Here is a 23,887-nt window from a genome sequence, read left to right on the forward strand (position 1 = left end):
GCCCTGAATGAGCTCTCACGTGGCGGTGTCGTCGGGCAGATCCGCCCCGGGGGTGTCCCCGGGGCGGGGCAGGCCGCCCGTCGATCCAGATGTGGTGTTCTGCTGAGCGGACCCCCCGGAAGCGGGACCTGTCAGGTCCCGTCCGGCCCGCTCGCTCTCGATGAGCTCGTTCAGCCAGCGCACTTCGCGCTCCACGGACTCCATACCGTGGCGCTGGAGCTCAAGCGTGTAGTCGTCGAGGCGCTCCCGGGTGCGCGCCAGTGAGGCGCGCATCTTCTCGAGACGCTCCTCCAGCCGGCTGCGACGGCCCTCGAGCACGCGCATGCGCACGTCGCGCGACGTCTGCCCGAAGAAGGCGAAGCGAGCGGCGAAGTGTTCGTCCTCGTACGCGTCGGGACCCGTCTGCGAGAGCAGTTCCTCGAAGTGTTCCTTACCCTCCGCCGTCAACCGGTAGACGATCTTGGCGCGGCGCCCCGCGAGGGGGGCGGCGAGGGCGTCTTCGTGGGTGTTCCCCGGTTCCTCGATCAACCAGCCGTTGGTGACCAGCGTCTTGAGGCAGGGGTAGAGCGTGCCGTAGCTGAACGCACGGAACACACCCAGTGACGTATTGAGTCGTTTGCGCAGCTCATAGCCGTGCATCGGAGACTCGCGGAGAAGGCCGAGGACGGCGAACTCGAGGATCCCGGCACGCCGGCTCATCGTCGCCTCCTTTCGGCCTTAGTCGCTCTGATGTATCGACTCGATACATCATGACGATAGAACGGCCTTCCGGATGCGACAAGAGGGGAGAAGGTGAACGGGATCACATCACCGATTCATTGAGGGCAAGTTGCCTGGTTTGGTATGAACTTCGGGGCTAGGCAGCTTTTGACGGTGCGTAGTCTGTGCGCCATGCACACCACCGGGACCCATGAGACGCCGGGGGGCGTCGAGGTCCTCGGTGCAGTACGGGTGAATGCGCGACCGACCGCATCCGTACTTCGGGGGGACAGGAAACCAGCCGCCTTTTCCAGGCGCGCACGGATGCGCCTGCCCGAGGAGTAATCGTTCGATGAGCGAGCACCGTCGCAAACCGCCGCAGCCGCAGGGAGGCGGACGTGCCGCGGCCCGACGCGGCCAGTCCGGTCCGTCCTCCGGCCGCCGCGCGGCACCGCGAGGCGCCACCGGATCTCCTTCCGACTACGGGTTGGGTCACGGGGCCGGAGGCGAAGAGCAGTCGCACGGCAGCCGCGCCGACGCCCGGCGCGCGTCCCAGAGAGACTCGGGAGGGCGGCGTAGAGCAGCCGACCCCGCAGGGGGCCGTCGCGGCGCCCCGGCCGGCCCCGGCCGGGGCCGTGGACGACCGGCGCCCGACAGCAAGCGTCTGATCGACTACCCGCGCGCCGGCAAGGACGGCTGGCAGCGCTGGATGCCGTCCTGGAAGCTCGTCGCGGGCCTGTTCGTCGGCTTCGTGGGCAGCTTGGTGGCCGTGGCGGGCATCGGGTACGCCATGGTGGGCATCCCGGACGTCGCCAAGACGGCCACGGCCCAGAACAACGTCTACTACTGGAAGGACGGCAGCCAGATGGTTGCCACCGGTGGTGAGACGAACCGTCAGAACATCGACCTCTCGCAGATCCCGGAGGAGATGCGCTGGGCGGTGATCTCGCAGGAGAACAAGACCTTCTACGACGACAGCGGCATCGACCCCAAGGGCATCGCCCGGGCCGTCTTCAACATGGCCCGCGGCGGCCAGACGCAGGGTGGGTCGACGATCACCCAGCAGTACGTCAAGAACGCCATGCTGAACGACCAGTCGCAGACGATCTCCCGGAAGTTCAAGGAGATCTTCGTGTCCATCAAGGTGGGCGCGGAGGTCGACAAGGACCAGATCATGGCCGGCTACCTGAACTCCGCGTACTACGGCCGCAACGCCTACGGGATCCAGGCCGCCTCCCGCGCCTACTTCAACAAGGACGCGATCAAGCTCAACCCCGGCGAGTGCGCGTTCCTGGCCGCCATGCTGAAGGGCGCCACGTACTACGACCCCGCCGGCACGACCTCGGTCGACCCGGTCGGCGCCAGCCCCGCCGCCAACAAGAAGCGGGCCCGGCTCCAGATGCAGGACACCCTCGACAAGATGGTCGAGTACGGCCACCTGAAGGCGTCGGTGCGGGCCCAGTACACCGACCTGCCCAACTGGCAGAACCCCCGCTCCAACACCGACCTCAAGGGTCAGATCGGCTACCTCGTCGACCTCGCCAACGGTTACCTGGTCACCAACAGCAAGACGACCGGGATCACCCAGGACCTGCTGCAGCAGGGCGGCTACTCGATCTACACGACCTTCGACAAGAAGAAGGTCAACGAGCTCGAGGCAGCGGTCAAGAAGGTCCAGAAGGCCAACATCAAGCCGAAGCAGCGCCCGGAGACGGACACGCACGTCCAGTTCGGCGGGGCGTCCGTGGAGCCGGGCACCGGCGCCATCCGGGCCATCTACGGCGGCGAGGACGCCACCAAGCACTTCACCGACAACGCCGACCAGACCGGCGCCCAGGTCGGCTCGACGTTCAAGCCGTTCGTGCTGGCCGCGGCGATGACGTGGGGCGTGCGCGATCCGGACCTGGGCTCGTCGCAGGCGCAGGACGAACGCACCATCGTGTCGCCCAAGAGCCTGTTCAGCGGCAAGAACAAGCTCAAGATCGAGAACTACGACGGTTCGGTCTGGAAGAACGAGAAGGGCGAGGAGTGGCTCCAGACCAATGACGGCAACGTGTCCCTGGGCACTCCGCCCAAGTACAAGATCGACCTCCGGGAGGCGATGCGCGAGTCGGTGAACTCCGCCTTCGTACAGCTCGGCATGGACGTCGGCCTGGACAAGGTGAAGGAGTCCGCCGTCAGCGCGGGCCTGAAGGAGTCGAGCCTCACCAACAGCGGCTTCCCTTCGTTCTCGATCGGCATCTCCGACCCGAGCGCCATCCGGATGGCGGGGGCGTACGGCACCTTCGCCGCCAGCGGCAAGCAGCGTGACCCCTACTCCGTGGAGAAGGTCACGAGCGAGAAGGGCCAGATCTTCACGCACGAGACCAAGACGAAGCAGGCGTTCACCGCGAAGGTCGCCGACAACGTCACGGACGTGCTGAAGACCGTGGTCGAGAAGGGCACCGGCACCAACGCCCAGCTGCCCGGCCGCGAGGTGGCCGGCAAGACCGGTACCACCGACGGCAACAAGTCGGCCTGGTTCGTGGGCTACACCCCGCAGCTGTCGACGGCCGTCACCATGTTCCGCTACGACGACGACGAGTCGAACAAGAACCGCACGTTCCTGGAGATGTTCGGGACAGGCGGCCAGGAGAAGATCCACGGCGCCTCCTTCCCGGCGCAGATCTGGCACGACTACATGGCCGAGGCACTCAAGGGCACGAAGGCGAAGGACTTCCCGGAGCCCGAGCCGATCGGCGAGGTCGTGAACGCGGAACCGTCCCCGACTCCCACGCCTTCGGTCACCGAGACCGAGGAGGAGTCGCCGTCGCCGTCCGCGACTCCCAGCGAGACGGAGATCGAGCCCTCGCCGTCGCCGTCCGAGACGTGTTCCAACTTCTTCGACTGCCAGGACACCAGCGCCGGCACGACCGACGGGAACCAGAACGGCGGAACAGGGGAAACCACGCCGACGCCCACGGCCACCGAGTCGGACAGCAACAGCAGAGGCAACGGAAACGGTGGCTTCTTCGGAGGCCCGGGCGGCTAGCCGCACGGTCGCCCGTCTTGGGTGTTTCACGTGAAACATGGGCATGTTTCACGTGAAACGAGGGCCGCTCCACCGAACGAGGTGGGGCGGCCCTCGGCGTTTTCCTAGGTCCGTACGGCAGGATGTCGCTCATGCCCAGTGCAGAATCGACGCCGACGCGCGTGCACGAGCCGGATCCGGTGAAGCCGACCATCGACGACCCGGTGGCCACGGCCGGCAGTGAGCTGATCGGCGGCCCCCTCGGCCGCCGGGCCCTGCTCGGGACGTCCTGGTGGACGCCCGTGCGGATCATCGCGCTCGTGGCGATCGGGATGTTCGCCCTAGGACTGATCCAGAAGGCGCCCTGCTACAACGGCGGCTGGTTCTTCGGCGCCACCACCCAGTACACGCACGCCTGCTACTCGGACATCCCGCACCTCTACCAGGGACGCGGTTTCGCCGACGGACTCGTGCCGTACTTCGACAAGCTCCCCGGCGACATGGACTACCTCGAGTACCCGGTGCTGACCGGTGTGTTCATGGAGGTGGCCAACTGGCTGACGCCGGGCAGCGGCAGCATCCAGGATCAGGAACAGTGGTACTGGATGGTCAACGCCGGGATGCTGATGGCGTGCGCGGCCGTCATCGCCGTCTGCGTGGCCCGGACGCACGCCCGGCGCCCCTGGGACGGCCTGCTGGTCGCCCTGGCGCCCGCCTTCGCTTTGACCGCGACCATCAACTGGGACCTCCTGGCGGTCGCTCTGACGGCCGCGGCGATGCTGATGTGGTCGCGGGGCCGGTCCCTGGCCTTCGGCGTCCTCCTGGGGCTCGCCACGGCCGCCAAGCTGTATCCCGTTTTCCTGCTCGGTCCCCTGTTCGTCCTGTGCTGGCGTGCGGGGAAGTGGCGGGACTTCGGAAAGGCCTTCGGCGGTGCGGTCGTCGCCTGGCTCGTGGTGAACCTGCCCGTCATGCTCTTCGCCTTCGACGGGTGGTCGAAGTTCTACCGGTTCAGCCAGGAACGGGGCGTGGACTTCGGCTCCTTCTGGCTGATCATGGCGCAGAACTCCAGCGACCCTCTCACCACCGACAGCGTCAACACCCTCGCCACGCTTCTCGTCGTGCTGTGCGCCGCGGGTATCGCCGTGCTGGCGCTGACCGCGCCCCGCAGGCCCCGCTTCGCCCAGCTGGCCTTCCTGATCGTGGCGGCCTTCATCCTGACCAACAAGGTCTACTCGCCGCAGTACGTCCTGTGGCTGGTGCCGCTGGCGGTGCTGGCCCGGCCGAAGTGGCGGGACTTCCTGATCTGGCAGGCGTGCGAGGTCGCGTACTTCCTGGGCATCTGGATGTACCTCGCGTACACGACGAGCGGAGACGCCCACAAGGGCCTGCCGACCGACGGCTACCACTGGGCCATCGGCGTGCACCTGCTGGGAACGCTCTACCTGTGCGGCGTGGTCGTGCGCGACATCCTGATGCCCGAACGGGACGTGGTGCGCCAGGCGGGCGACGACGATCCCTCGGGCGGTGTGCTCGACGGCGCGGAGGACGTCTTCGTACTCGGCGCCGCGGCGCATCCGCCCCGGCACGCCTCCCACTTCGACGGGCCCCAGGTGGACTGGGGCAAGCAGGACGCCCCCGGCAGTTCGCTCTGAGCGAACAGGAGGCAGCCCGGGGCGTCGGCGCCCGGCAACGGGCCAACGGGCCAACGGGAAGGGCCGTACACGGAGACTCCGTGTACGGCCCTTCCCGTCGCTGCGTGCTGCGGCGCTCGCGCCTCAGCGGTCCACGATCCGGTCGAACTGGGTGGTGGTGTGCCGCAGATGGGCCACGAGTTCGTCGCCGACATGCGGCTCCGGGGCGTCCGAGGGCACGAACAGGATGGAGACCTGCATGTGCGGCGGCTCCGCGAACCAGCGCTGCTTGCCGCCCCAGACGAACGGGGAGAGGTTCCGGTTCACCGTGGCGAGGCCGGCCCGGGCGACGCCCTTGGCGCGCGGCATGACGCCGTGCAGGGCCTTGGGGGCCTCCAGACCCACCCCGTGCGACGTACCGCCCGCCACGACCACCAGGAAGCCGTCGGAGGCCGCCTTCTGCTGGCGGTAGCCGAAGCGGTCGCCCTTGGAGACCCGCGTGACGTCGAGGACGGCGCCGCGGTACTCGGTGGCCTCGTGGTCCCCCAGCCACAGCCGCGTGCCGATACGGGCGCGGAAGCGGGTCTGCGGGAACTGCTGCCGCAGCCGGGCGAGTTCGTCGGCCTTGAGGTGGCTGACGAACATCGTGTGCAGCGGGAGCCGGGCCGCGCGCAGCCGGTCCATCCAGCCGATGACCTCCTCGACGGCGTCGGAGCCGTCGGTGCGGTCCAGCGGGAGGTGGATGGCGAAACCCTCGAGCCTGACGTTCTCGATGGCGGCGTGCAGCTGCGGCAGGTCCTGCTCGCTGATGCCGTGCCGCTTCATCGACGACATCACCTCGATGACCACCCGAGCGCCCACGAGGCCGTACACGCCGTCGATCGACGACACCGACCGCACGACACGGTCGGGCAGCGGGACGGGCTCCTCACCGCGCCGGTAGGGCGTCAGCACCAGCAGGTCGCCGCCGAAGAAGTCCTTGATGCGCGCGGCCTCGTACGTCGTGCCCACGGCGAGGACGTCCGAGCCCAGCCGGGTGGCCTCCTCGGCCAGCCGGTCGTGCCCGAAGCCGTAGCCGTTGCCCTTGCAGACCGGGACGAGTCCCGGGAACTGCTCCTGCACGTGCTTGTGGTGCGCCCGCCAGCGCGCGGTGTCGACGTAGAGGGTGAGCGCCATGGCCGGACCTGGGACCTTTCTCGTGGCTGCGGTGTGGGGAAACGCGTCAGAGGTGTCGGAGGTGTCAGAGATATCGAATCACTGAACGTGACGTCAGCGGCGCGACATGTAGATGTCGAGAGCCTTGTGGAGCAGCTTGTTCAGCGGGAAGTCCCACTCGCCGAGGTACTCCGCGGCCTGTCCGCCCGTGCCGACCTTGAACTGGATCAGACCGAAGAGGTGGTCGGTCTCGTCCAGCGAGTCGGAGATGCCCCGCAGGTCGTAGACGGTCGCGCCGAGCGCGTAGGCGTCGCGCAGCATCCGCCACTGCATCGCGTTCGAGGGCCGGAACTCACGGCCGATGTTGTCGGAGGCGCCGTAGGAGTACCAGACGTGGCCGCCGACGATCAGCATCGTCGCCGCTGCCAGGTTCACGCCGTTGTGGCGGGCGAAGTACAGCCGCATGCGGTTGGGGTCCTCGGTGTTGAGGGCCGACCACATGCGCTGGAAGTAGGAGAGCGGGCGCGGCCGGAAGTGGTCCCGCACGGCTGTGATCTCGTACAGCCGCTGCCACTCCTCCAGGTCGTGGTAACCGCCCTGGACGACCTCGACCCCGGCCTTCTCGGCCTTCTTGATGTTGCGGCGCCACAGCTGGTTGAAGTTCTTGTGGACCTCTTCAAGGGAACGGTTCGCCAGCGGCACCTGGTAGACGTAGCGCGGCTGTACGTCACCGAAGCCGGCGCCGCCGTCCTCACCCTGCTGCCAGCCCATGCGGCGCAGCTTGTCGGCCACCTCGAAGGCGCGCGGCTCGATGAAGTCGGCCTCGATGTCGCGCAGTCTCTTCACGTCGGGGCTCTGGATGCCGGCCTTGATGGAGGTGGCCTCCCAGCGACGGATGATCACCGGCGGGCCCATCTTCACCGAGAAGGCGCCCTGCTGCTTGAGGTGCGCGAGCATCGGTTCCAGCCAGTCGGTCAGATTCGGCGCGTACCAGTTGATGACCGGGCCCTCGGGGAGGTAGGCCAGGTAGCGCTTGATCTTCGGCAGCTGTCGGTAGAGGACGAGGCCCACGCCGACCAGTTCACCGGTGCGCTCGTCGAACCAGCCGAGGTTCTCCGAACGCCACTCGGCCTTCACATCGGCCCAGGCCGGAACCTGCATGTGGCTCGCCGACGGCAGGCTCTGGATGTATGCCAGATGCTGCTCGCGGCTGATCGTCCTCAGGGTCAGGCTCATTCGGGGCGCTCCTCGGGCTGGTGTGTCCCCATGGGTACAGGGGCTCCGGCTCTCGCGCCGAAGCCTACTGCGCCTTGCGAGCTGCCCGACTGGGCGTACGGAACCTGCGCCCCGGCCCGCGCGCGGCCGGGGCGTTCCGTCCTGATTCGTAGGTGTCCTACGCGTCTTCCGGCGCCGACGGTGCTCCTGGGGCGGGCGCCGGCGCCGGTCGGATCACCAGACTCCGCCGAAGAGGCCGCCGTTGGCCATTCCGATGAAGAAGCCGACCCCCGCGGCACCGAGACCCAGGATCAGGCCGAAGCGCTCACGGGTGGTCTCGGAGATCCACTGTCCGTACGCGCCGGTCAGGATTCCCACCAGGCCCGCCCAGGAGCTGAGCAGATGAAGGCTGTGGAAGAACGACGTGATGAAGGCCGTCACGCCGAGCACCAGGGTCACTGCGAGCAGGGTGTCCTGGATGGGATGGGCTTTGCCGTCGGTGGCGAAGAGAGAACCGGCGGTATTGGGTCGCAATGCCTGTGCCATGGGGCACCTCCTGCGGAAGGCGGCGCATCGTAGCGCCATACACACCCGACGTGTACAGACTGACGGTCATCCACGCCGGATTTCAACCGGAAGCGTGTGTGCAGGTAGTCTGTACCGTCTGCACCGGTGTCTGCCCAGGCCTAGCCAGGGTGTCCGTCCACCTGAGAGCGGGGAAGTCGCTTGCCGGCCCCCGATTGTCAGTGGCGGCCGATACCGTTGCGTACGCATCACAACCCTCCTGCCACGGATCGACCGTGGCCGCTGAGTCCAAAGGAGGTGGGTTCCACATGCGTCACTACGAAGTGATGGTCATCCTCGACCCCGATCTCGAGGAGCGCGCTGTCTCCCCGCTGATCGAGAACTTCCTCTCCGTCGTCCGTGAGGGCAACGGAAAGGTGGAGAAGGTCGACACCTGGGGCCGCCGTCGTCTCTCGTACGAGATCAAGAAGAAGCCCGAGGGCATCTACTCGGTCATCGACCTGCAGGCCGAGCCTGCGGTCGTCAAGGAGCTCGACCGCCAGATGAACCTGAACGAGTCGGTCCTCCGGACCAAGGTCCTCCGTCCCGAGACCCACTGAGCTCTCCCGCTCAGCTGATCTCGGGATTCTGAGTAGCAGCACCAGCAGCCAGCAGCAAACCCGCCGAGAGGTTCCCCCATGGCAGGCGAGACCGTCATCACGGTCGTCGGCAATCTTGTCGACGACCCCGAGCTGCGCTTCACCCCCTCAGGTGCGGCGGTCGCGAAGTTCCGTGTCGCGTCCACTCCCCGCACCTTCGACCGCCAGACGAACGAGTGGAAGGACGGCGAGAGCCTGTTCCTGACCTGCTCGGTCTGGCGTCAGGCGGCGGAGAACGTCGCGGAGTCGCTCCAGCGAGGCATGCGCGTCATCGTGCAGGGCCGGCTGAAGCAGCGGTCCTACGAGGACCGTGAGGGCGTCAAGCGCACGGTCTACGAACTGGACGTCGAGGAAGTCGGCGCCAGCCTGCGCAGTGCCACGGCCAAGGTCACCAAGGCCTCCGGCCGCGGTGGCCAGGGCGGCCAGGGTGGTTACGGCGGCGGTGGCGGTGGCGGCCAGCAGGGCGGTGGCTGGGGTGGAAACTCCGGCGGCGGCCAGCAGGGCGGCAGCGCTCCGGCCGAAGACCCGTGGGCGACCGGCGCTCCCGCCGGTGGCAGCCAGGGTGCCGGCGGTGGCGGCGGCTGGGGTGGAAACTCCGGCGGCGGCAGCGGCTCCGGCGGCGGCTACTCGGACGAACCCCCCTTCTAGGCCGTTCGTGCCCGGGTCACCGGGCGCGTCGGGGCCGAGGGCGGGTTGTATCCCAACTTCTTGATCACACAGGAGAAACACCATGGCGAAGCCGCCTGTGCGCAAGCCTAAGAAGAAGGTCTGCGCTTTCTGCAAGGACAAGGTCACGTACGTGGACTACAAGGACACGAACATGCTGCGGAAGTTCATTTCCGACCGCGGCAAGATCCGTGCCCGCCGCGTGACCGGCAACTGCACGCAGCACCAGCGTGACGTCGCCACGGCCGTGAAGAACAGCCGTGAGATGGCGCTGCTGCCGTACACCGCCCAGGCGCGATAAGGGAAGGGTGACCGAAAAATGAAGATCATCCTCACCCACGAGGTCTCTGGCCTCGGTGCCGCCGGCGACGTCGTCGACGTCAAGGACGGTTACGCTCGCAACTACCTGATCCCGCGGAATTTCGCTATCCGCTGGACCAAGGGTGGCGAGAAGGACGTCGAGCAGATCCGTCGCGCTCGCAAGATCCACGAGATCCAGACCATCGAGCAGGCCAACTCCGTGAAGGCCCAGCTCGAGGGCGTGAAGGTCCGTCTGGCCGTTCGCTCCGGCGACGCCGGTCGTCTCTTCGGTTCCGTCACCCCGGCCGACATCGCTTCCGCGATCAAGGCTGCCGGTGGCCCCGAGGTCGACAAGCGCCGCATCGAGCTCGGCTCGGCGATCAAGACCCTGGGCGCCCACGAGACGTCCGTGCGTCTGCACCCCGAGGTTGCCGCCAAGGTCAACATCGAGGTCGTCGCGGCCTGATCGCCGCACTTGGCTCGAAGAGCTGAGAAGGGGCCGCACCCCATGGGGTGCGGCCCCTTCTGCTTGCTCGTTTCACGTGAAACGTCGGCCCTGTGCCTCCCTGCCGGAAACGGCGTTTCACGTGGAACACCGGCCTTGCCGGAACGGCCACCTCAGCGGCCGCAGGTTTCACGTGAAACGGTCAGCGGGTGGCTCCGGTGATGATCCAGCGGCCGGAGCGGGCACGGAGCCAGAGGGTCAGCATCCGGACCGCCATCATCAGCGTCATCGCCGCCCACACCGCTGTGAGGCCGCCACCGAGGACCGGCACCAGCAGGGCCACCGGAGCGAAGACGGCCAGGGTGAGCACCATCGCCCAGGCGAGATACGGGCCGTCTCCCGCACCCATCAGCACGCCGTCCAGCACGAAGACGATGCCGCAGATGGGCTGGGAGAGTGCCACCACCAGCAGTGCGGGCAGCGCGGCCTCCTTCACCGCCGGGTCGCTGGTGAAGAGCGGCAGGAACAGAGGGCGGGCGATCACGACCAGCAGGCCGAGCAGCGCACCCACGGCGATGCCCCACTGCACCATGCGGCGGCACACGTCACGGGCGCCCTGGGCATCGTCGGCACCGAGATACCGCCCGATGATGGCCTGCCCGGCTATGGCGATGGCGTCGAGGGCGAAGGCCAGCAGGCTCCACAAGCCCAGAGCGATCTGGTGGGCCGCGATGTCGTCGTCCCCGAGTCGGGCGGCCACGGCGGTGGCGATCATGAGAATGGCCCGCAACGACAGTGTGCGGACCAGCAGGGGAACGCCGGCCTGGGCCGAGGCCCTGATGCCCGCGGCGTCAGGGCGCAGCGACGCGCCATGGCGCCGTGCTCCGCGGACCACCACGGCGAGGTAGACCACGGCCATGCCCCACTGGGCGATCACGGTGCCCCAGGCAGAACCGGCGATTCCGAGACCGACGCCGTAGACGAGGCCGACGTTCAGCGCGGCGTTGGCGACGAAGCCCGCGACGGCGACGTACAGCGGGGTCCTTGTGTCCTGGAGCCCTCGCAGGACACCGGTCGCGGCCAGGACGACGAGCATGGCCGGAATGCCGAGCGCAGAGATGCGCAGATAGGTGGTCGCGTAGGGAGCCGCGGTGTTCGAGGCGCCGAAGAGCTCCACGAGCGCCGGGGCGGTGGGCAGGGTGGCCGCGATCACGGCGGCGCCGAGCAGCAGCGCCAGCCAGATGCCGTCCATGCCCTGGCGGATGGCCGCCGGAAGGTCACCCGCGCCTACGCGGCGCGCCACGGCGGCGGTGGTGGCGTAGGCGAGGAAGACGAAGACGCTGACGGCGGTCGTGAGGAGGGCGGAGGCGATGCCGAGTCCTGCCAGCTGGGCGGTGCCCAGATGGCCGACGATCGCGCTGTCGGCCATGACGAAGAGCGGCTCGGCGACGAGCGCTCCGAAAGCCGGGACGGCCAGTGCGACGATCTCTCGATCGTGCCGCCGCCGGACGGCCTCGGCGGGCGCGGGAGCCTGTGTCATGAGCACCAATCTAATCGTCCACAGGTAAGAGATCCAGTCGGTAAGTGACCCTTACCTCTCCTCACGCCGTGTAGCGTCCTGCGCGCCGTTCGAAGAGATCTTGGTCCGACCGGGCAACTTTTTCTTCTGCACAGCCGGTGGATGGGGAAAGGCCAGGTCAGGAAGGCTTCGCAAGAAAAGTCGAGGTCTTGTTCACAGGGCTGTCCACCGGGTCGTGCACAGGTTTTACGGAGTTCTCCACAGCATCGGGGCCGTCGTCCACATGGCCTGTGGATAACCAGATTGGCTGACGGTGCAGACGGGCCTACCGTGGTCCGGCGCCCGCTCCGTCCGTCGGCCGAGGAAACCCTCATAAAACCGACGCGCCACAAACGGAGTTGGCGCTCTCGATTGTCAGTGCCGTGCCGTAGAAAGAAGGCATGGCGAGGTCCGCTCGGCGGACGGGAGGAGGCTGCTCGGTGAGCATTTCCGAGCCCTTGGACGACCCGTGGGCCGACAGTGGACCCAGTGATCGTCTGCCTCCGGCCCGGCGGCGCGGCGAAGGGGGGCGCGGTCGGGACGAACAGCACGACCGCGGCCGGGACAGCGGCGAGTGGGAGGGCGGTGGCACCGCCTTCGAGCGGGTGCCACCGCAGGACCTCGACGCCGAGCAGTCCGTCCTCGGCGGCATGCTGCTCTCCAAGGACGCCATCGCCGACGTGGTCGAGGTCCTCAAGGGCCACGACTTCTACAAGCCGGCGCACGAGACGATCTTCCAGGCGATCCTGGACATCTACGCCAAGGGCGAGCCGGCCGACCCCATCACCATCGCCGCCGAGCTGACCAAGCGCGGCGAGATCAACAAGGTCGGCGGCGCGTCCTATCTGCACACCCTCGTACAGACGGTGCCGACAGCCGCCAACGCCGAGTACTACGCGGAGATCGTCCACGAACGGGCCGTGCTGCGCCGCCTGGTCGAGGCCGGCACCCGCATCACCCAGATGGGATACGCGGGCGACGACGACGTCGACGAGATCGTCAACCGTGCCCAGGCCGAGATCTACGCGGTCACCGAGCAGCGCACCAGCGAGGACTACCTCCCGCTCGGCGACATCATGGAAGGCGCCCTCGACGAGATCGAGGCGATCGGTTCACGCAGCGGCGAGATGACGGGTGTGCCCACCGGGTTCACGGATCTCGACTCGCTCACCAACGGTCTGCACCCCGGCCAGATGATCGTCATCGCGGCGCGTCCCGCCATGGGCAAGTCGACGCTCGCGCTGGACTTCGCGCGCGCGGCGTCGATCAAACACAATCTGCCCAGCGTCATCTTCTCCCTGGAAATGGGCCGCAACGAGATCGCGATGCGTCTGCTCTCCGCCGAGGCCCGCGTCGCTCTGCACCACATGCGTTCCGGCACCATGACGGACGAGGACTGGACCCGGCTGGCGCGCCGGATGCCGGAGGTGTCCTCCGCACCGCTGTACATCGACGATTCCCCGAACCTGTCGATGATGGAGATCCGGGCCAAGTGCCGCCGTCTGAAGCAGCGCAACGACATCAAGCTCGTGATCATCGACTATCTCCAGCTGATGCAGGCCGGTGGCTCCAAGCGCTCCGAAAGCCGCCAGCAGGAGGTCTCGGACATGTCCCGTAACCTCAAGCTGCTGGCCAAGGAGCTGGAGGTCCCGGTGATCGCGCTCTCGCAGCTCAACCGTGGTCCCGAACAGCGCACGGACAAGAAGCCGATGGTGTCCGACCTGCGTGAGTCCGGCTCCATCGAGCAGGACGCCGACATGGTGATCCTGCTGCACCGCGAGGACGCCTACGAGAAGGAGTCCCCGCGCGCGGGCGAAGCCGACATCATCGTGGGCAAGCACCGTAACGGCCCGACGGCCACGATCACCGTCGCCTTCCAGGGCCACTACTCCCGCTTCGTGGACATGGCGCAGACCTGATCCGCTGCCCCGGCGGAATGAACTCGACGCCGGGCACCCGGAAGGGTGGACTGGACCCATGACAACACCTCAGGAAGAGCTGCTGCCCGGTACCCGGCGGGCGTTGCTGCACCGGATCGCCGTGGCCCAGACCGAGGGGCGGGCCCCGTCGCTGGTCGCCGCGGTCGTACGGGACGGACGAGCCGTGTGGCACGGGGCGCGGACGTCGGTCGACGGGCACGCGCCGGACGAGAACGTGCAGTACCGGATCGGCTCGATCACCAAGACCTTCACCGCCGTGCTCGTGCTGCGCCTGCGTGACGAGGGAGTGCTCGACCTCGAGGACCCGCTGGAGAAGCATCTGCCCGGATCCGGCGCGGGGGAGGCCACGGTGGCCGAACTGCTGGCCCACACCGGCGGGTTGGCGGCGGAGTCGCCCGGCCCCTGGTGGGAGCGGACCCCCGGTTCGCTGCGGCCCGGGCTCGCCGACGTTCTCGGCGACCAGGCGGCCCCGTCTCCGGCCGGCCGGCGGTACCACTACTCCAACCCCGGTTACGCACTCCTCGGTGCCCTCGTGGAAGAACTCCGTGGGGCGCCCTGGTACGAGGTGCTACGAGGGGAAGTCCTCGAACCTCTGGGGCTCGACCGTACGAGTGTCCAGCCGCAGACCCCGGCCGCGGGGGGCTGGGCGGTCCACCCCTGGGCCGACGTGCTGCTGCCCGAGCCCACCGAGGACTTCGGGCGGATGGCCCCGGCGGGCCAGCTCTGGTCCACAACCGCTGACCTGGCGCGATTCGCCGCCTTCCTGGCCCGGGGCGACGACCGTGTCCTGAGCGCGGAGACCTTGCGCGAGATGGGGACACCCGCGGCGCCGGCCGGGCCGGCGGAAGTGGCGGACGGCGCCACCTATGGACTCGGTCTGCAGATCCAGCACCGGGACGGCCGGTTGCTCGTGGGCCACTCCGGCTCGGTGCCGGGCTTCCTGGCCACGCTCACCGTCGGTGTGGCGGACGACGTGGCCGCGGTGGTGCTCGCCAACTGCACGTCCGGCCTCATGACGTCCCAGGTCGCCGCCGACCTCGTACGGATCGTCGCCGAGGCCGAGCCGCGGATTCCCGAGCCGTGGCGTCCGCTGCGGGAGGCGGACCCGGCCGTCCTGGAGCTGGCGGGCCCGTGGCACTGGGGGACCAGCCCCGTCGCCCTGCGGGTGACGGCCGACGGGCTGGTCTCCCTGGGGCCGGTGTCCGGCGCCGGCCGGAGCTCCCGGTTCAGGCCGAACGGGGACGGCACCTGGACCGGCTTGGAGGGCTATTACGCCGGAGAGCTCCTGCGGCCCGTACGGCGGCCTGACGGGAGCGTGGACCACCTGGACCTCGGGTCCTTCGTGTTCACGCGTCAGCCGTACGAGGAGGGGGCCGCTGTGCCCGGTGGCGTCGATCCGGAGGGCTGGCGCGGCATCGGCTAGCCGGCCGGGAGAAGGAAGCGCCCTGTTTCACGTGAAACAAGGCGCTTCCGTCCGGTGAGGTCTTCAGAGCTGGAGCTTGAAGCCCACGTGCGAGGCGGTGAAGCCCAGCCGCTCGTAGAAGCGGTGGGCGTCGGTGCGTGTGCTGTCGGAGGTGAGCTGCACCAACTGACAGTTCTCACGCCGTGATTCCTCGATCGCCCACTCGATGAACCGCGTGCCCAGACCGCTGCCCCGCTCGTCGGCGTGCACCCGCACACCTTCGATGATCGACCTGGTCGAGCCGCGCCGGGACAGGCCCGGGACGATCGTCAGTTGGAGCGTCCCGACGACGCGGCCCTCACGGACGGCGACGACCAGCCGCTGGTTCGGGTCGGCGGTCAGCCGCTCCAGGGCGGTCAGATAGGGGCTGAGGTCGTCCGGCGACTCGCGCTGTGCGCCCAGAGGGTCGTCCGCGAGCATGCCGACGATCGCGGGGACGTCCTCGGCGACGGCGGCCCGTATTTCAAGATCTCCCATGCCCGCACCCTATGCGCCCAGGGCCGGGGTGGGCGTGTTCGCGGCGACGGGTGCGTTCAGCGACTCCACGACCCGTACCAGCGGAGCCAGTTCCGCGTTCCTGGCGGCTTCGTCGAGTGCCTCGCGCAGGGCGGAGTCGTTGGTCGGGCGGGCCTCGGCGAGCAGCTTCAGACCGGCTTCGGTGACGTTGGTGTAGATGCCGCGGCGGTCGGTGGGGCACAGATAGCGCTCGAGCAGGCCGCGGTCCTCGAGCCGGGTCACCAGCCGGGTGGTCGCGCTCTGGCTGAGGACGACCGCGTCGGCCACTTGCTTCATCTGCAGATGTCCCCCTTCGCCGTCGTGCTGCCGACTGAGCACGTCGAGCAGGGAGTACTCGCGCACGCTCAGGTCGTGCCGGGTCTGAAGCGCGCGCTCGATGTGGGCCTCGATCCTGCCGTGCAGCAGGGAGAGGGCGCACCAGCCCTGGGCGAGAGCGGTGAGCGCGGGGTCCGTCGCAGTCATGGGGGTTCTCCTCCGTCCCGGAGCGGCTGAGACCAGGATAGAGCAATCCTGCAATATACGGCGTTTGCATATAGCCCGCGTGTGCAACTATTGTGGGAGCACGTAAAGCGCATCTGCAATCTTCTCGGAAGGTGTTACCTCCTATGCCTCTCGCGCTTCTGGCCCTCGCGATCGGGGCCTTCGGAATCGGCACGACCGAGTTCGTGATCATGGGTCTGCTGCCCGAGGTCGCGGGCGATTTCGGGGTGTCCATCCCCACGGCGGGCTTCCTCGTGACCGGCTACGCGCTCGGAGTCATGTTCGGCGCCCCGCTCATGACGGTTCTCGGCACCAAGATCTCCCGCAAGCGGATGCTGATGCTGCTGATGGGCCTGTTCATCGCCGGCAACCTGTTGTCGGCGGTGGCTCCCTCGTTCGCTGTGATGCTGATCGGCCGGGTGGTCGCCTCGCTCGCCCATGGCGCGTTCTTCGGCATCGGCTCGGTCGTCGCCGCGGACCTGGTCGCCCCGGACAAGAAGGCCGGCGCCATCGCGATGATGTTCACCGGCCTCACCGTCGCCAACGTCGTGGGCGTTCCGCTGGGCACGCTCGTCGGGCAGAGCCTCGGCTGGCGCTTCACCTTCGCCATCGTCGCCCTGCTCGGCGTCGTGGGCCTGGCCGGTATCGCCAAGCTCGTGCCCGAGATGCCGCGAGCCGAGGGAGTGCACCTGCGGCACGAACTGGCCGCCTTCAAGAACGCCCAGGTGCTGCTCGCCATGGCGATGACCGTTCTCGGCTTCGGCGGCGTCTTCGCGGCCATCACCTACATCGCGCCGATGATGACGCACGTGGCCGGCTTCGCCGACGGATCCGTCACCTGGCTGCTGGTCCTCTTCGGGCTCGGCATGGTCGGCGGCAACCTCGTCGGCGGCAAGTACGCCGACCGCGCGCTGATGCCGATGCTCTACGTCTCTCTGGGCGCCCTGGCGGTCGTCCTGGCGCTCTTCACGCTCACCGCCCACAACAAGATCCTGGCGGCCGTCACGATCGCCCTGATCGGCGCCCTGGGTTTCGCCACCGTGCCGCCGCTCCAGAAGCGGGTCCTGGACCAGGCCCACGGCGCGCCGACGCTGGCGTCCGCGGTGAACATCGGCGCCTTCAACCTCGGCAACGCGCTCTCCGCCTGGCTCGGCGGCCTCGTCATCGCCGCAGGCCTGGGCTACACCGCCCCGAACTGGGTCGGTGCCGTCCTCGCCGCGGGCGCCCTGCTCCTCGCCGTCGTCTCGGCCGCTCTGGAGCGCCGTGACAAGGCCCCCGGCGGCGGCGCCGTCGTCGCGGACGGCACGCCCGTCGAGCGGCAGCCGGCCGGCCGGCGCTGAACCCGCCGTCACATCGGTGGCCGAGAACGCCCCGGCTCCCCGACCATCCGTGCACCTCGACCGCGCGCCCTGGGAGTCCCCGACACCCCGGTCAGGTCGAGCCACGAGAACCCGACCCGCCACGAGAACCCGACAAGCTCCGAGAACCCCGACAAGCTCCGAGAACATCGCAAGGAGAAGTTCCCCCCATGAGCACCACCACCCTCGCGCCCCTGACCATCCACGACGCCGAAGCCCTCGTCGCGGCCGCACGCGATGCCGCCGAGGCCGCCGGGGTCACGGTCAGCGTCACCGTCCTGGACGCCGGAGGCCAGCTGCTGGCCTTCCGCCGCGACGACCGGGCCGTGCTGATCTCCGGGGAGACGAGCACGCGCAAGGCGTACACGGCGCTTCAGCTGAACGCCCCCACCGCCGACCTCGTCGACGCCGTGCAGCCGGGCGGCCCCTTCCACACCCTGCCCACCGCGCTCGACCGGCCGCTGCTGTTCATCGCGGGTGGGGTGCCGGTGCACCGCGACGGCCGTCTGATCGGCGCGATCGGGGTCGGGGGCGGCGCTCCGGAGCAGGACCACGGCTTCGCCACGGCTGCCGTGGAGACGCTCTCCTGAGCTGACGCGTCGACGCTGAACGCCGGTTTCCGACCATCACGGGAACCGGCGTTCCGTCGTCCCGCCCGGCTCAGCCGGCCGCCACCGTCAGCGGGGCGAACCGGCGGCGCCAGTCGCCCGGCAGCTCCGTGATCCCGTGGGTCATCACGGAGTTGAAGGCGACGGACTCCAGGCCGTGTGCCTTCACCCACTCCAGCAGTTCCTCGTGCCGTACGTCGATGTCGGTGCGCAGCGGCCGGTCCGTGCGGGCGGCGAGGGAGGACAGCAGGGCCTTCGCGGTCCTCGTGTCCCGGGCGATCAGCGGACCCACGACCTGGGTGTCCATGTTGGGCCACGCGGCCGCGTAACCGATGATCCGGCCGCCCTCCTCGGCGACCCGCAACTGGTCGGCGAAGGCGGGCAGGCGGGCGATCACATGCGTCCGCTCGGTGCCGAAGACCACCTCGTCGAGCCGGAGGATCGCGGTGAGGTCCTCGGCGGTGGCCGCGCGGGTGACGACGTCCGACGCCGTCTCGTCCGGCGTGAGAAGCCCGCGCACCATTTCCGCCCGGCCGGTGGTCTTGAAGCCCAGCTCCTCGTAGAGCGGCCGCCCGTTCGGCGTGGCGTGCAGCGTCAGTGGGGTGGCGCCCATCAGCGAGATGACGTGTCGCATCAGCCGTCGGCCGACGCCCTGTCGGGCATGACGCTCGGCGACCAGCACCATGCCGATCGCGCCGAGGGCGGGGCGGCCGTGCGGGCCGTACTCGCTGACGACGCAGGCGCAGACGAGACCGCCGTCGGGGTCGTCGATGCCGTAGCCCGTTCCGGCCGAGAGGAGCAGGCCCCACTTGTGCTCCTCGCGTGGCCACCCCCGGTCTTCGGACAAGTCGGCGCAGGCGGTGAGGTCGCGGTGCGTCAGACGGCGGATGGGCAGAGCGGTGAGGGAAGGAGTCGGCACGCAGGTCAGGCTGTCCGACCCGGACCGCTGGCGTCCACCTGTTTCCCCTGGGACGCATGTGCTTTTGGCCATGCCGTCGCCCACCGCCCGTTGTTCGCGGCCCCTTGCCCACCACTCATGGCCCACTGCCCAGCGTGCGGAGGCGCGCGAGTGTTTCACGTGAAACAGGGGCGAAGGGCGACCCGGGAGAAGTCCACTCAGGAGGTGTCGGGGCTGCCCGTTAGCCTCGGATCATGGCGAGACTTCACCTCTTCGACCTCGACGGCACGCTGCTGCACGGAACGTCCGCTCCCATGGAGATCTCGCGTCAACTCGGTCTGGAGGCCGAGACACTCGTGCTGGAGCAGTCGATCTCGGCGGGCCTGATCGGGCCACCGGAGTACGCGGCGCAGGTGTACGACCTCTGGACGCAGCTCACCGAGGAGCATGTGGCGGCGGCGTTCGAGGGGGCGCCGTGGCTGGCACGCATACATGACGTCTGGGCGGAGATAAGGCGCAGGGGAGAGTACTGCGCGGTCGTGTCTCTCTCGCCTTCCTTCTTCGTGGAAAGGCTCCTTGGCTGGGGCGCCCACGCGACCTATGGGTCCCGTTTCCAGGCGGTGCCTTTCACCGAGCCCATGGACCCGGAGGGAGTACTGAACGCGGCGGCGAAGGTGCTGATCGCCGACCGGCTCTGCGCGGAGTTCGGGGTGACGCGGGACGACTGTGTCGCTTACGGCGATTCGCTCTCCGACAAGGATTTGTTCGGAGTCGTGCCGGTCTCCGTGGCGGTCAACGCGGACCGTCATCTGGCGGGCCTCGCGACCCACTCCTATGGGGGAAGGGATCTGTGGGAGGCCTATGAATTGGTATGCCACGTACGCTGATTGAGGAAAATCCGCGGTTCGCGCGGCCGACGGGTCACAGGGACGGAAGGGCGGGACTTGTGCGGCGGACGGCGGCCGGTATGGTCGACTCCGGTTCGCTTCCGGAACGACGTGCGCGTCATGCGGTGCATGCATTCCGGGCGAGCCGAGAACAGGGCAATGCAGCCTAACGGGACGGAGAGATCGAAGACCCGCATTTCCGGTGATGCGACCGAGCGTCCGGACAGGATGGGATGCTGCGGTGGGAGTGCCGCCCCACCTCGCACACGCGCCTTACGTGCGGGTGCGGAGGGGAAATACGGGTGGACCGTGCCGGTTCCGGTCGTGGAACCGAACGGAAAAGCAAGCCGTCTGCGGGGGAAGCAGGCACCTTCCGATCCAGGAAGTGCGCAGACCGACCGAAAGATGTTCGAGGCGAGGCACACCATGGACGCTCCGACCAGCAGGTCGGCCGACAACGGCACTTCCGGCGGCGGGGACGGATGGTTCACACCGCGCAAGCAGCCGGAGCCGGCTCCGCGGGGCGAGCAGGGGGCTTCTGAGGGCCGTCGCCTGGCCGCACTGCGCCCCGTGGGCCGGAACGCGGCGGACTCCCACGGCGAGGCGCCCGAGGGCGGCACGACGGATGCCGAGAGCCGAATACCCCCGGAACGACCCGCCCCCGACGACGCGATGCCCGCCCCCGCGAGCGCACAGCCACAGTCGCCGCCCCGGCAGGAGTCCCCCGTCGAGGACCGCCACCCCGCCGAAGCGCCGTCCCCCGCGCGGCCTCGGACAGAGGCCCCGCCCGAGACGCCGGCCCGACCGGCCCCGCCCGGAACGCCCGACGCCACCCGAGGCGGCACGGCCCCTTGGGCACCCGCTCAACCACAGGCATCCGTGCGGTCGCAGTCGCAGCCCCGACCGCAGCAGACCGTGTCCGCGGAAGGGTCCGGCTCCTCGCAGCGGACGGCGCTCGCCGAGCCCCCTCCGGCCGTGCGGCAGGTCACCACCCCGCCCGCCGATTCCGTGACGTCCGCACAAGGGCCGACGCCCGTCGGCAACGCCTCCCCGGACGCCGTCCTCGTCCGGCGCACGATGGCCGAGGTGGCCCCGGTCGCCGACAAGGTCACGTCGTACTTCTACGCGCTGCTGTTCGTCCGCCACCCGGACCTGCGCTCGCTGTTCCCGCCCGCGATGGACGCCCAACGGGACCGGCTCCTCAAGGCCCTGCTCACCGCCGCCGAGCACATCGACAACAAGGCGGTCCTCGTCGAATACCTCCAGAACCTCGGCCGCGGTCACCGCAAGTACGGCACCAGGCCCGAGCACTACCCGGCCGTCGGCGAGTGCCTCATCGGCGCGCTGAGCAAGTACGCGGGCGCCGTGTGGAACGCCGAGACGGAGGCGGCCTGGGTCCGGACCTACACCACGATCTCGCAGGTCATGATCGACGCGGCGGCCGTGGACGAACTGCGCGCCCCGCCCTGGTGGTACGCGGAGGTCGTCACGCACGATCTGAGAACGCCCGATGTGGCGATCCTCACCGTCCGCCCCAACCAGCCCTACCCCTTCCTCGCCGGGCAGTACGCGAGCCTGGAGACGCCCTGGTGGCCGCGGATCTGGCGGCACTACTCCTTCGCCTCGGCGCCGCGCTCCGACGGCCTGCTGGCGTTCCATGTGAAGGCCGTCCCCGCGGGCTGGGTCTCCAGCGCCCTGGTGCACCGCGCCCGGCCCGGCGACGTCATCCGGCTCGGCCCCCCGGCCGGTTCCATGACCGTCGACCACACCAGGAACAGCGGCCTGCTCTGCCTGGGCGGCGGCACCGGCATCGCCCCCATCAAGGCGTTGGTCGAGGACGTCGCCGAGCACGGCACCCGGCGCCAGGTCGAGGTGTTCTACGGCGCGCGCAGCGATCACGACCTGTACGACATCGACACGATGCTCCGGCTCAAGCAGTCCCACCCCTGGCTGGAGGTCCGCCCGGTGGTCGACCGGCACGGCCTGCTCCAGTTGCCCGACGCGATACGTACCTTCGGGCCCTGGTCCGAGTACGACGCCTACGTCGCCGGCCCGCCCGGCATGATCCGCAGCGGGGTGGACGCGCTGCGGGGCGTCGGCATCCCCTCCGAGCGCATACGTCACGACTCGGTCGAGGAACTGGTCGCGACCGGAAGCTGACCCGGCGCCCCGCAGGACGCTCCCGGGCCCGGGATCAGCCCCTCAGCCGAGGTCGGGCGCGTGCATGGCGCGCACGCCCTCGATGTTGCCGTCGAGGTAGTGCCGCAGCGACAGCGGCACGAGGTGGACCGAGGCGATCCCCACCCGGGTGAAGGGCACACGGACGATCTCGTACTCGCCGGCGGGTTCCTCGATCTCCGGGCCGTGCCGCAGCGCGGGGTCCATGGACTCCAGACGGCAGACGAAGAAGTGCTGCACCTTCACGCCGGTCGCGCCCCCGTCGTCACCGATGTGCTCCACGGTGTCGACGAAACAGGGCACCACGTCGGTGATCTTGGCGCCGAGTTCCTCGTGCACCTCGCGATGCAAGGCGTCCACCACGGTCGCGTCGTCCGGTTCGACCCCGCCACCGGGCGTCACCCAGTAGGGATCCACACCGGGCTTGGTGCGCTTGATCAGGATCAGGTTGTCGCCGTCCAGCAGGACAGCTCGTGCGGTGCGCTTGACCACGGGTCGGACGGTCATGGGAGAAATGTGGCCCGGCTGGTTCCACGTGAAACATCGTGGGAGGTCACCGGACGAGCTCTTTCCTCGCCGTCGCGTGGAATCCGGTCAGGACCAGGCGGTGGCCGCGCCCAGCAGCCACTCGTGGGCCCGGCCGATGTGGGGCGTCGCCAGCGTCCCCGCGCGCGCCACGAGAACGTACGTCCGTAGCGGCGGCACCGCCGGCTCGTGCAGCGCGACGACGTCACCGCGCTCGAGCGCGGCCGCGCACAGATAGCGGGGCAGGACCGCCAGACCGGCGCCGGCGACCGCGCACGCGAGGACCGCGCGCAGGTCGGGCACGATGACGGTGCCCGAGGCGGCGGGGCGTGAGTCGAAGACGGAGGCCCAGTAGCGGGAGACGAGGGGCAGGGACTCGTGGACCTCGACGACCGGGAGGTTCTCCAGCGCCGTCGCGTCCTTGCGGCACAGCTTTCCCGCGGCGATCCGCTCGTCCCACTGCGGGGCGGCGACCAGGACGTGCTCCTCGTCGCACAGCGGAGTGGCCGTGAGCAGTGCCCCGCGCGGTCGCGCCGTGCTGATGGCCAGGTCGTGGTGGCCGGCGGCCAGTCCCTCCAGGACCTCCTCGGCGGTCCCGAAGGAGGCGCGCAGGGCGAACCCCTGACCGTCGTCGCCGGACAGCTCGGCGAGCGCGGGAAGGGCCCGCTCGGCGGTGAATTCGGGGGGACCCGCGAGGTGCAGCGTCCGCCCGGCGGGCTCGTCCTCGGGGCCGGTGCCGGCGATCTCCACCAGGGCGTCGAGATGTGGAGCGGCCTTGTGGGCGAGCTCGTCGCCGATGCTCGTCGGGGTCACACCACGGGCCTGCCGCAGGAACAGGGGGCGGCCGAGCTGCCGCTCCAGCGTGCGGATCTGTGAGGTGACGGCCGGCTGGGACAGCCCCAGCAGAGCGGCGGCGCGGGTGAAGGAGCCGGCCCGGTGCACGGTCACGAAGGTGCGCAGCAAGGCCAGATCCATGGAGCGTCCTCCCTTTGCCCGCCTTTCCTCCGGCTCTGAGGCAGGGCTCAACTATAAATAAGTCGATAGGTCTCTGTCGCTACTGTGATTGGACACTGACACAGAGTCAACTAGCCTTGTTCGCGCGGTTCTTCGCGCGCAGAACCGAGGGCGGTCCGAGCCACGAGGGGGGAGGCTCGGACCGTCCGTCGTGCGTTGCGGTGCCCCGACGGGGGGTC

The 23,887-nt window shown here is 69.2% G+C and carries 22 protein-coding genes; 12 read left to right on the top strand and 10 right to left on the bottom strand.

Annotation, left to right across the window (positions count from 1 at the left end; genetic code table 11):
- Positions 1-15 precede the first annotated feature (15 nt).
- Positions 16-699, bottom strand: coding sequence for a helix-turn-helix transcriptional regulator (locus J2X68_RS18445; RefSeq protein WP_310433637.1), 684 nt, complete (start codon positions 697-699; stop codon positions 16-18).
- A gap of 352 nt (positions 700-1,051) precedes the next feature.
- On the opposite strand from J2X68_RS18445, the gene J2X68_RS18450 reads away from it, so the two are divergent.
- Positions 1,052-3,730 carry a transglycosylase domain-containing protein gene (locus J2X68_RS18450; RefSeq protein ID WP_310433638.1) on the top strand — a complete coding sequence of 893 codons (2,679 nt, stop codon included), beginning with the start codon at positions 1,052-1,054 and terminating at the stop codon, positions 3,728-3,730.
- Positions 3,731-3,861: 131 nt separating this feature from the next.
- Positions 3,862-5,361: a glycosyltransferase 87 family protein gene (locus J2X68_RS18455; protein ID WP_310433639.1), complete on the top strand. Its 1,500-nt coding sequence runs from the start codon at positions 3,862-3,864 to the stop codon at positions 5,359-5,361.
- Positions 5,362-5,484: 123 nt separating this feature from the next.
- Here J2X68_RS18455 and J2X68_RS18460 read toward each other — a convergent pair whose 3' ends face one another.
- The 3 genes from J2X68_RS18460 to J2X68_RS18470 form a co-directional block, all read right to left on the bottom strand.
- Complete coding sequence (locus J2X68_RS18460) at positions 5,485-6,516, bottom strand: alanine racemase (protein ID WP_057606322.1); 1,032 nt, start codon at positions 6,514-6,516, stop codon at positions 5,485-5,487.
- Between the two features lie 93 nt (positions 6,517-6,609).
- Positions 6,610-7,731 carry a peptidoglycan bridge formation glycyltransferase FemX gene (gene femX / locus J2X68_RS18465; RefSeq protein WP_310433640.1) on the bottom strand — a complete coding sequence of 374 codons (1,122 nt, stop codon included), beginning with the start codon at positions 7,729-7,731 and terminating at the stop codon, positions 6,610-6,612.
- Positions 7,732-7,944: 213 nt separating this feature from the next.
- Positions 7,945-8,256: a hypothetical protein gene (locus J2X68_RS18470; RefSeq protein ID WP_310433641.1), complete on the bottom strand. Its 312-nt coding sequence runs from the start codon at positions 8,254-8,256 to the stop codon at positions 7,945-7,947.
- A 287-nt stretch (positions 8,257-8,543) separates the two neighbouring features.
- On the opposite strand from J2X68_RS18470, the gene rpsF reads away from it, so the two are divergent.
- From rpsF to rplI, 4 genes are all read left to right on the top strand, one after another.
- Positions 8,544-8,834, top strand: a complete 291-nt coding sequence (gene rpsF / locus J2X68_RS18475) for a 30S ribosomal protein S6 (RefSeq protein ID WP_006604399.1) — start codon at positions 8,544-8,546, stop codon at positions 8,832-8,834.
- A 78-nt stretch (positions 8,835-8,912) separates the two neighbouring features.
- Positions 8,913-9,521, top strand: a complete 609-nt coding sequence (locus J2X68_RS18480) for a single-stranded DNA-binding protein (protein WP_310433642.1) — start codon at positions 8,913-8,915, stop codon at positions 9,519-9,521.
- 82 nt (positions 9,522-9,603) lie between these two features.
- A complete protein-coding gene (gene rpsR, locus J2X68_RS18485) occupies positions 9,604-9,840 on the top strand; it encodes a 30S ribosomal protein S18 (RefSeq protein ID WP_020130672.1) in 237 nt (78 codons plus the stop codon).
- A gap of 18 nt (positions 9,841-9,858) precedes the next feature.
- On the top strand, positions 9,859-10,305 hold the full coding sequence (gene rplI, locus J2X68_RS18490) for a 50S ribosomal protein L9 (RefSeq protein ID WP_020130673.1): 447 nt from the start codon (positions 9,859-9,861) through the stop codon (positions 10,303-10,305).
- A gap of 181 nt (positions 10,306-10,486) precedes the next feature.
- Here rplI and J2X68_RS18495 read toward each other — a convergent pair whose 3' ends face one another.
- Complete coding sequence (locus J2X68_RS18495) at positions 10,487-11,824, bottom strand: MATE family efflux transporter (RefSeq protein ID WP_310433643.1); 1,338 nt, start codon at positions 11,822-11,824, stop codon at positions 10,487-10,489.
- 458 nt (positions 11,825-12,282) lie between these two features.
- Here J2X68_RS18495 and dnaB point away from each other — a divergent pair, with 458 nt between their 5' ends.
- A complete protein-coding gene (gene dnaB, locus J2X68_RS18500; RefSeq protein WP_310433644.1) occupies positions 12,283-13,761 on the top strand; it encodes a replicative DNA helicase in 1,479 nt (492 codons plus the stop codon).
- A gap of 58 nt (positions 13,762-13,819) precedes the next feature.
- Complete coding sequence (locus tag J2X68_RS18505) at positions 13,820-15,205, top strand: serine hydrolase domain-containing protein (protein ID WP_310433645.1); 1,386 nt, start codon at positions 13,820-13,822, stop codon at positions 15,203-15,205.
- Between the two features lie 63 nt (positions 15,206-15,268).
- Here J2X68_RS18505 and J2X68_RS18510 read toward each other — a convergent pair whose 3' ends face one another.
- Together J2X68_RS18510 and J2X68_RS18515 are read right to left on the bottom strand one after the other, a co-directional pair.
- Complete coding sequence (locus J2X68_RS18510) at positions 15,269-15,721, bottom strand: GNAT family N-acetyltransferase (RefSeq protein WP_310433646.1); 453 nt, start codon at positions 15,719-15,721, stop codon at positions 15,269-15,271.
- Between the two features lie 9 nt (positions 15,722-15,730).
- Complete coding sequence (locus tag J2X68_RS18515; protein WP_310433647.1) at positions 15,731-16,222, bottom strand: MarR family transcriptional regulator; 492 nt, start codon at positions 16,220-16,222, stop codon at positions 15,731-15,733.
- 143 nt (positions 16,223-16,365) lie between these two features.
- Between J2X68_RS18515 and J2X68_RS18520 the strand changes: the two genes are divergently transcribed.
- Positions 16,366-17,580, top strand: a complete 1,215-nt coding sequence (locus J2X68_RS18520) for an MFS transporter (protein ID WP_310433648.1) — start codon at positions 16,366-16,368, stop codon at positions 17,578-17,580.
- A gap of 188 nt (positions 17,581-17,768) precedes the next feature.
- Positions 17,769-18,188 (top strand): heme-binding protein, encoded by a 420-nt coding sequence (locus J2X68_RS18525; RefSeq protein WP_310433649.1) that lies wholly within the window; start codon positions 17,769-17,771, stop codon positions 18,186-18,188.
- Between the two features lie 70 nt (positions 18,189-18,258).
- Here the strand turns inward: J2X68_RS18525 and J2X68_RS18530 are convergent, their stop codons facing one another.
- Positions 18,259-19,125: a GNAT family N-acetyltransferase gene (locus J2X68_RS18530; protein ID WP_310433650.1), complete on the bottom strand. Its 867-nt coding sequence runs from the start codon at positions 19,123-19,125 to the stop codon at positions 18,259-18,261.
- 233 nt (positions 19,126-19,358) lie between these two features.
- Here J2X68_RS18530 and J2X68_RS18535 point away from each other — a divergent pair, with 233 nt between their 5' ends.
- Together J2X68_RS18535 and J2X68_RS18540 are read left to right on the top strand one after the other, a co-directional pair.
- A complete protein-coding gene (locus J2X68_RS18535; RefSeq protein WP_310433651.1) occupies positions 19,359-19,991 on the top strand; it encodes an HAD-IB family phosphatase in 633 nt (210 codons plus the stop codon).
- Positions 19,992-20,396: 405 nt separating this feature from the next.
- Positions 20,397-22,151 carry a globin domain-containing protein gene (locus tag J2X68_RS18540; RefSeq protein WP_310433652.1) on the top strand — a complete coding sequence of 585 codons (1,755 nt, stop codon included), beginning with the start codon at positions 20,397-20,399 and terminating at the stop codon, positions 22,149-22,151.
- Between the two features lie 42 nt (positions 22,152-22,193).
- Here the strand turns inward: J2X68_RS18540 and J2X68_RS18545 are convergent, their stop codons facing one another.
- Together J2X68_RS18545 and J2X68_RS18550 are read right to left on the bottom strand one after the other, a co-directional pair.
- Positions 22,194-22,676 carry an NUDIX domain-containing protein gene (locus J2X68_RS18545; protein ID WP_057606335.1) on the bottom strand — a complete coding sequence of 161 codons (483 nt, stop codon included), beginning with the start codon at positions 22,674-22,676 and terminating at the stop codon, positions 22,194-22,196.
- An 87-nt stretch (positions 22,677-22,763) separates the two neighbouring features.
- Positions 22,764-23,669 carry a LysR family transcriptional regulator gene (locus J2X68_RS18550; protein WP_310433653.1) on the bottom strand — a complete coding sequence of 302 codons (906 nt, stop codon included), beginning with the start codon at positions 23,667-23,669 and terminating at the stop codon, positions 22,764-22,766.
- Positions 23,670-23,887 lie beyond the last annotated feature (218 nt).

Source organism: Streptomyces sp. 3330 (assembly GCF_031456635.1).
In the GTDB taxonomy this organism is placed as follows: domain Bacteria; phylum Actinomycetota; class Actinomycetes; order Streptomycetales; family Streptomycetaceae; genus Streptomyces.

What these genes read in the sequence shown, in the direction of transcription:
- J2X68_RS18445 (WP_310433637.1), bottom strand. Translation starts at nt 699, where the DNA reads ATGAGCCGGCGTGCCGGGATCCTCGAGTTCGCCGTCCTCGGCCTTCTC.
- J2X68_RS18450 (WP_310433638.1), top strand. Translation starts at nt 1,052, where the DNA reads ATGAGCGAGCACCGTCGCAAACCGCCGCAGCCGCAGGGAGGCGGACGT.
- J2X68_RS18455 (WP_310433639.1), top strand. Translation starts at nt 3,862, where the DNA reads ATGCCCAGTGCAGAATCGACGCCGACGCGCGTGCACGAGCCGGATCCG.
- J2X68_RS18460 (WP_057606322.1), bottom strand. Translation starts at nt 6,516, where the DNA reads ATGGCGCTCACCCTCTACGTCGACACCGCGCGCTGGCGGGCGCACCAC.
- femX (WP_310433640.1), bottom strand. Translation starts at nt 7,731, where the DNA reads ATGAGCCTGACCCTGAGGACGATCAGCCGCGAGCAGCATCTGGCATAC.
- J2X68_RS18470 (WP_310433641.1), bottom strand. Translation starts at nt 8,256, where the DNA reads ATGGCACAGGCATTGCGACCCAATACCGCCGGTTCTCTCTTCGCCACC.
- rpsF (WP_006604399.1), top strand. Translation starts at nt 8,544, where the DNA reads ATGCGTCACTACGAAGTGATGGTCATCCTCGACCCCGATCTCGAGGAG.
- J2X68_RS18480 (WP_310433642.1), top strand. Translation starts at nt 8,913, where the DNA reads ATGGCAGGCGAGACCGTCATCACGGTCGTCGGCAATCTTGTCGACGAC.
- rpsR (WP_020130672.1), top strand. Translation starts at nt 9,604, where the DNA reads ATGGCGAAGCCGCCTGTGCGCAAGCCTAAGAAGAAGGTCTGCGCTTTC.
- rplI (WP_020130673.1), top strand. Translation starts at nt 9,859, where the DNA reads ATGAAGATCATCCTCACCCACGAGGTCTCTGGCCTCGGTGCCGCCGGC.
- J2X68_RS18495 (WP_310433643.1), bottom strand. Translation starts at nt 11,824, where the DNA reads ATGACACAGGCTCCCGCGCCCGCCGAGGCCGTCCGGCGGCGGCACGAT.
- J2X68_RS18505 (WP_310433645.1), top strand. Translation starts at nt 13,820, where the DNA reads ATGACAACACCTCAGGAAGAGCTGCTGCCCGGTACCCGGCGGGCGTTG.
- J2X68_RS18510 (WP_310433646.1), bottom strand. Translation starts at nt 15,721, where the DNA reads ATGGGAGATCTTGAAATACGGGCCGCCGTCGCCGAGGACGTCCCCGCG.
- J2X68_RS18515 (WP_310433647.1), bottom strand. Translation starts at nt 16,222, where the DNA reads ATGACTGCGACGGACCCCGCGCTCACCGCTCTCGCCCAGGGCTGGTGC.
- J2X68_RS18520 (WP_310433648.1), top strand. Translation starts at nt 16,366, where the DNA reads ATGCCTCTCGCGCTTCTGGCCCTCGCGATCGGGGCCTTCGGAATCGGC.
- J2X68_RS18525 (WP_310433649.1), top strand. Translation starts at nt 17,769, where the DNA reads ATGAGCACCACCACCCTCGCGCCCCTGACCATCCACGACGCCGAAGCC.
- J2X68_RS18535 (WP_310433651.1), top strand. Translation starts at nt 19,359, where the DNA reads ATGGCGAGACTTCACCTCTTCGACCTCGACGGCACGCTGCTGCACGGA.
- J2X68_RS18540 (WP_310433652.1), top strand. Translation starts at nt 20,397, where the DNA reads ATGTTCGAGGCGAGGCACACCATGGACGCTCCGACCAGCAGGTCGGCC.
- J2X68_RS18545 (WP_057606335.1), bottom strand. Translation starts at nt 22,676, where the DNA reads ATGACCGTCCGACCCGTGGTCAAGCGCACCGCACGAGCTGTCCTGCTG.
- J2X68_RS18550 (WP_310433653.1), bottom strand. Translation starts at nt 23,669, where the DNA reads ATGGATCTGGCCTTGCTGCGCACCTTCGTGACCGTGCACCGGGCCGGC.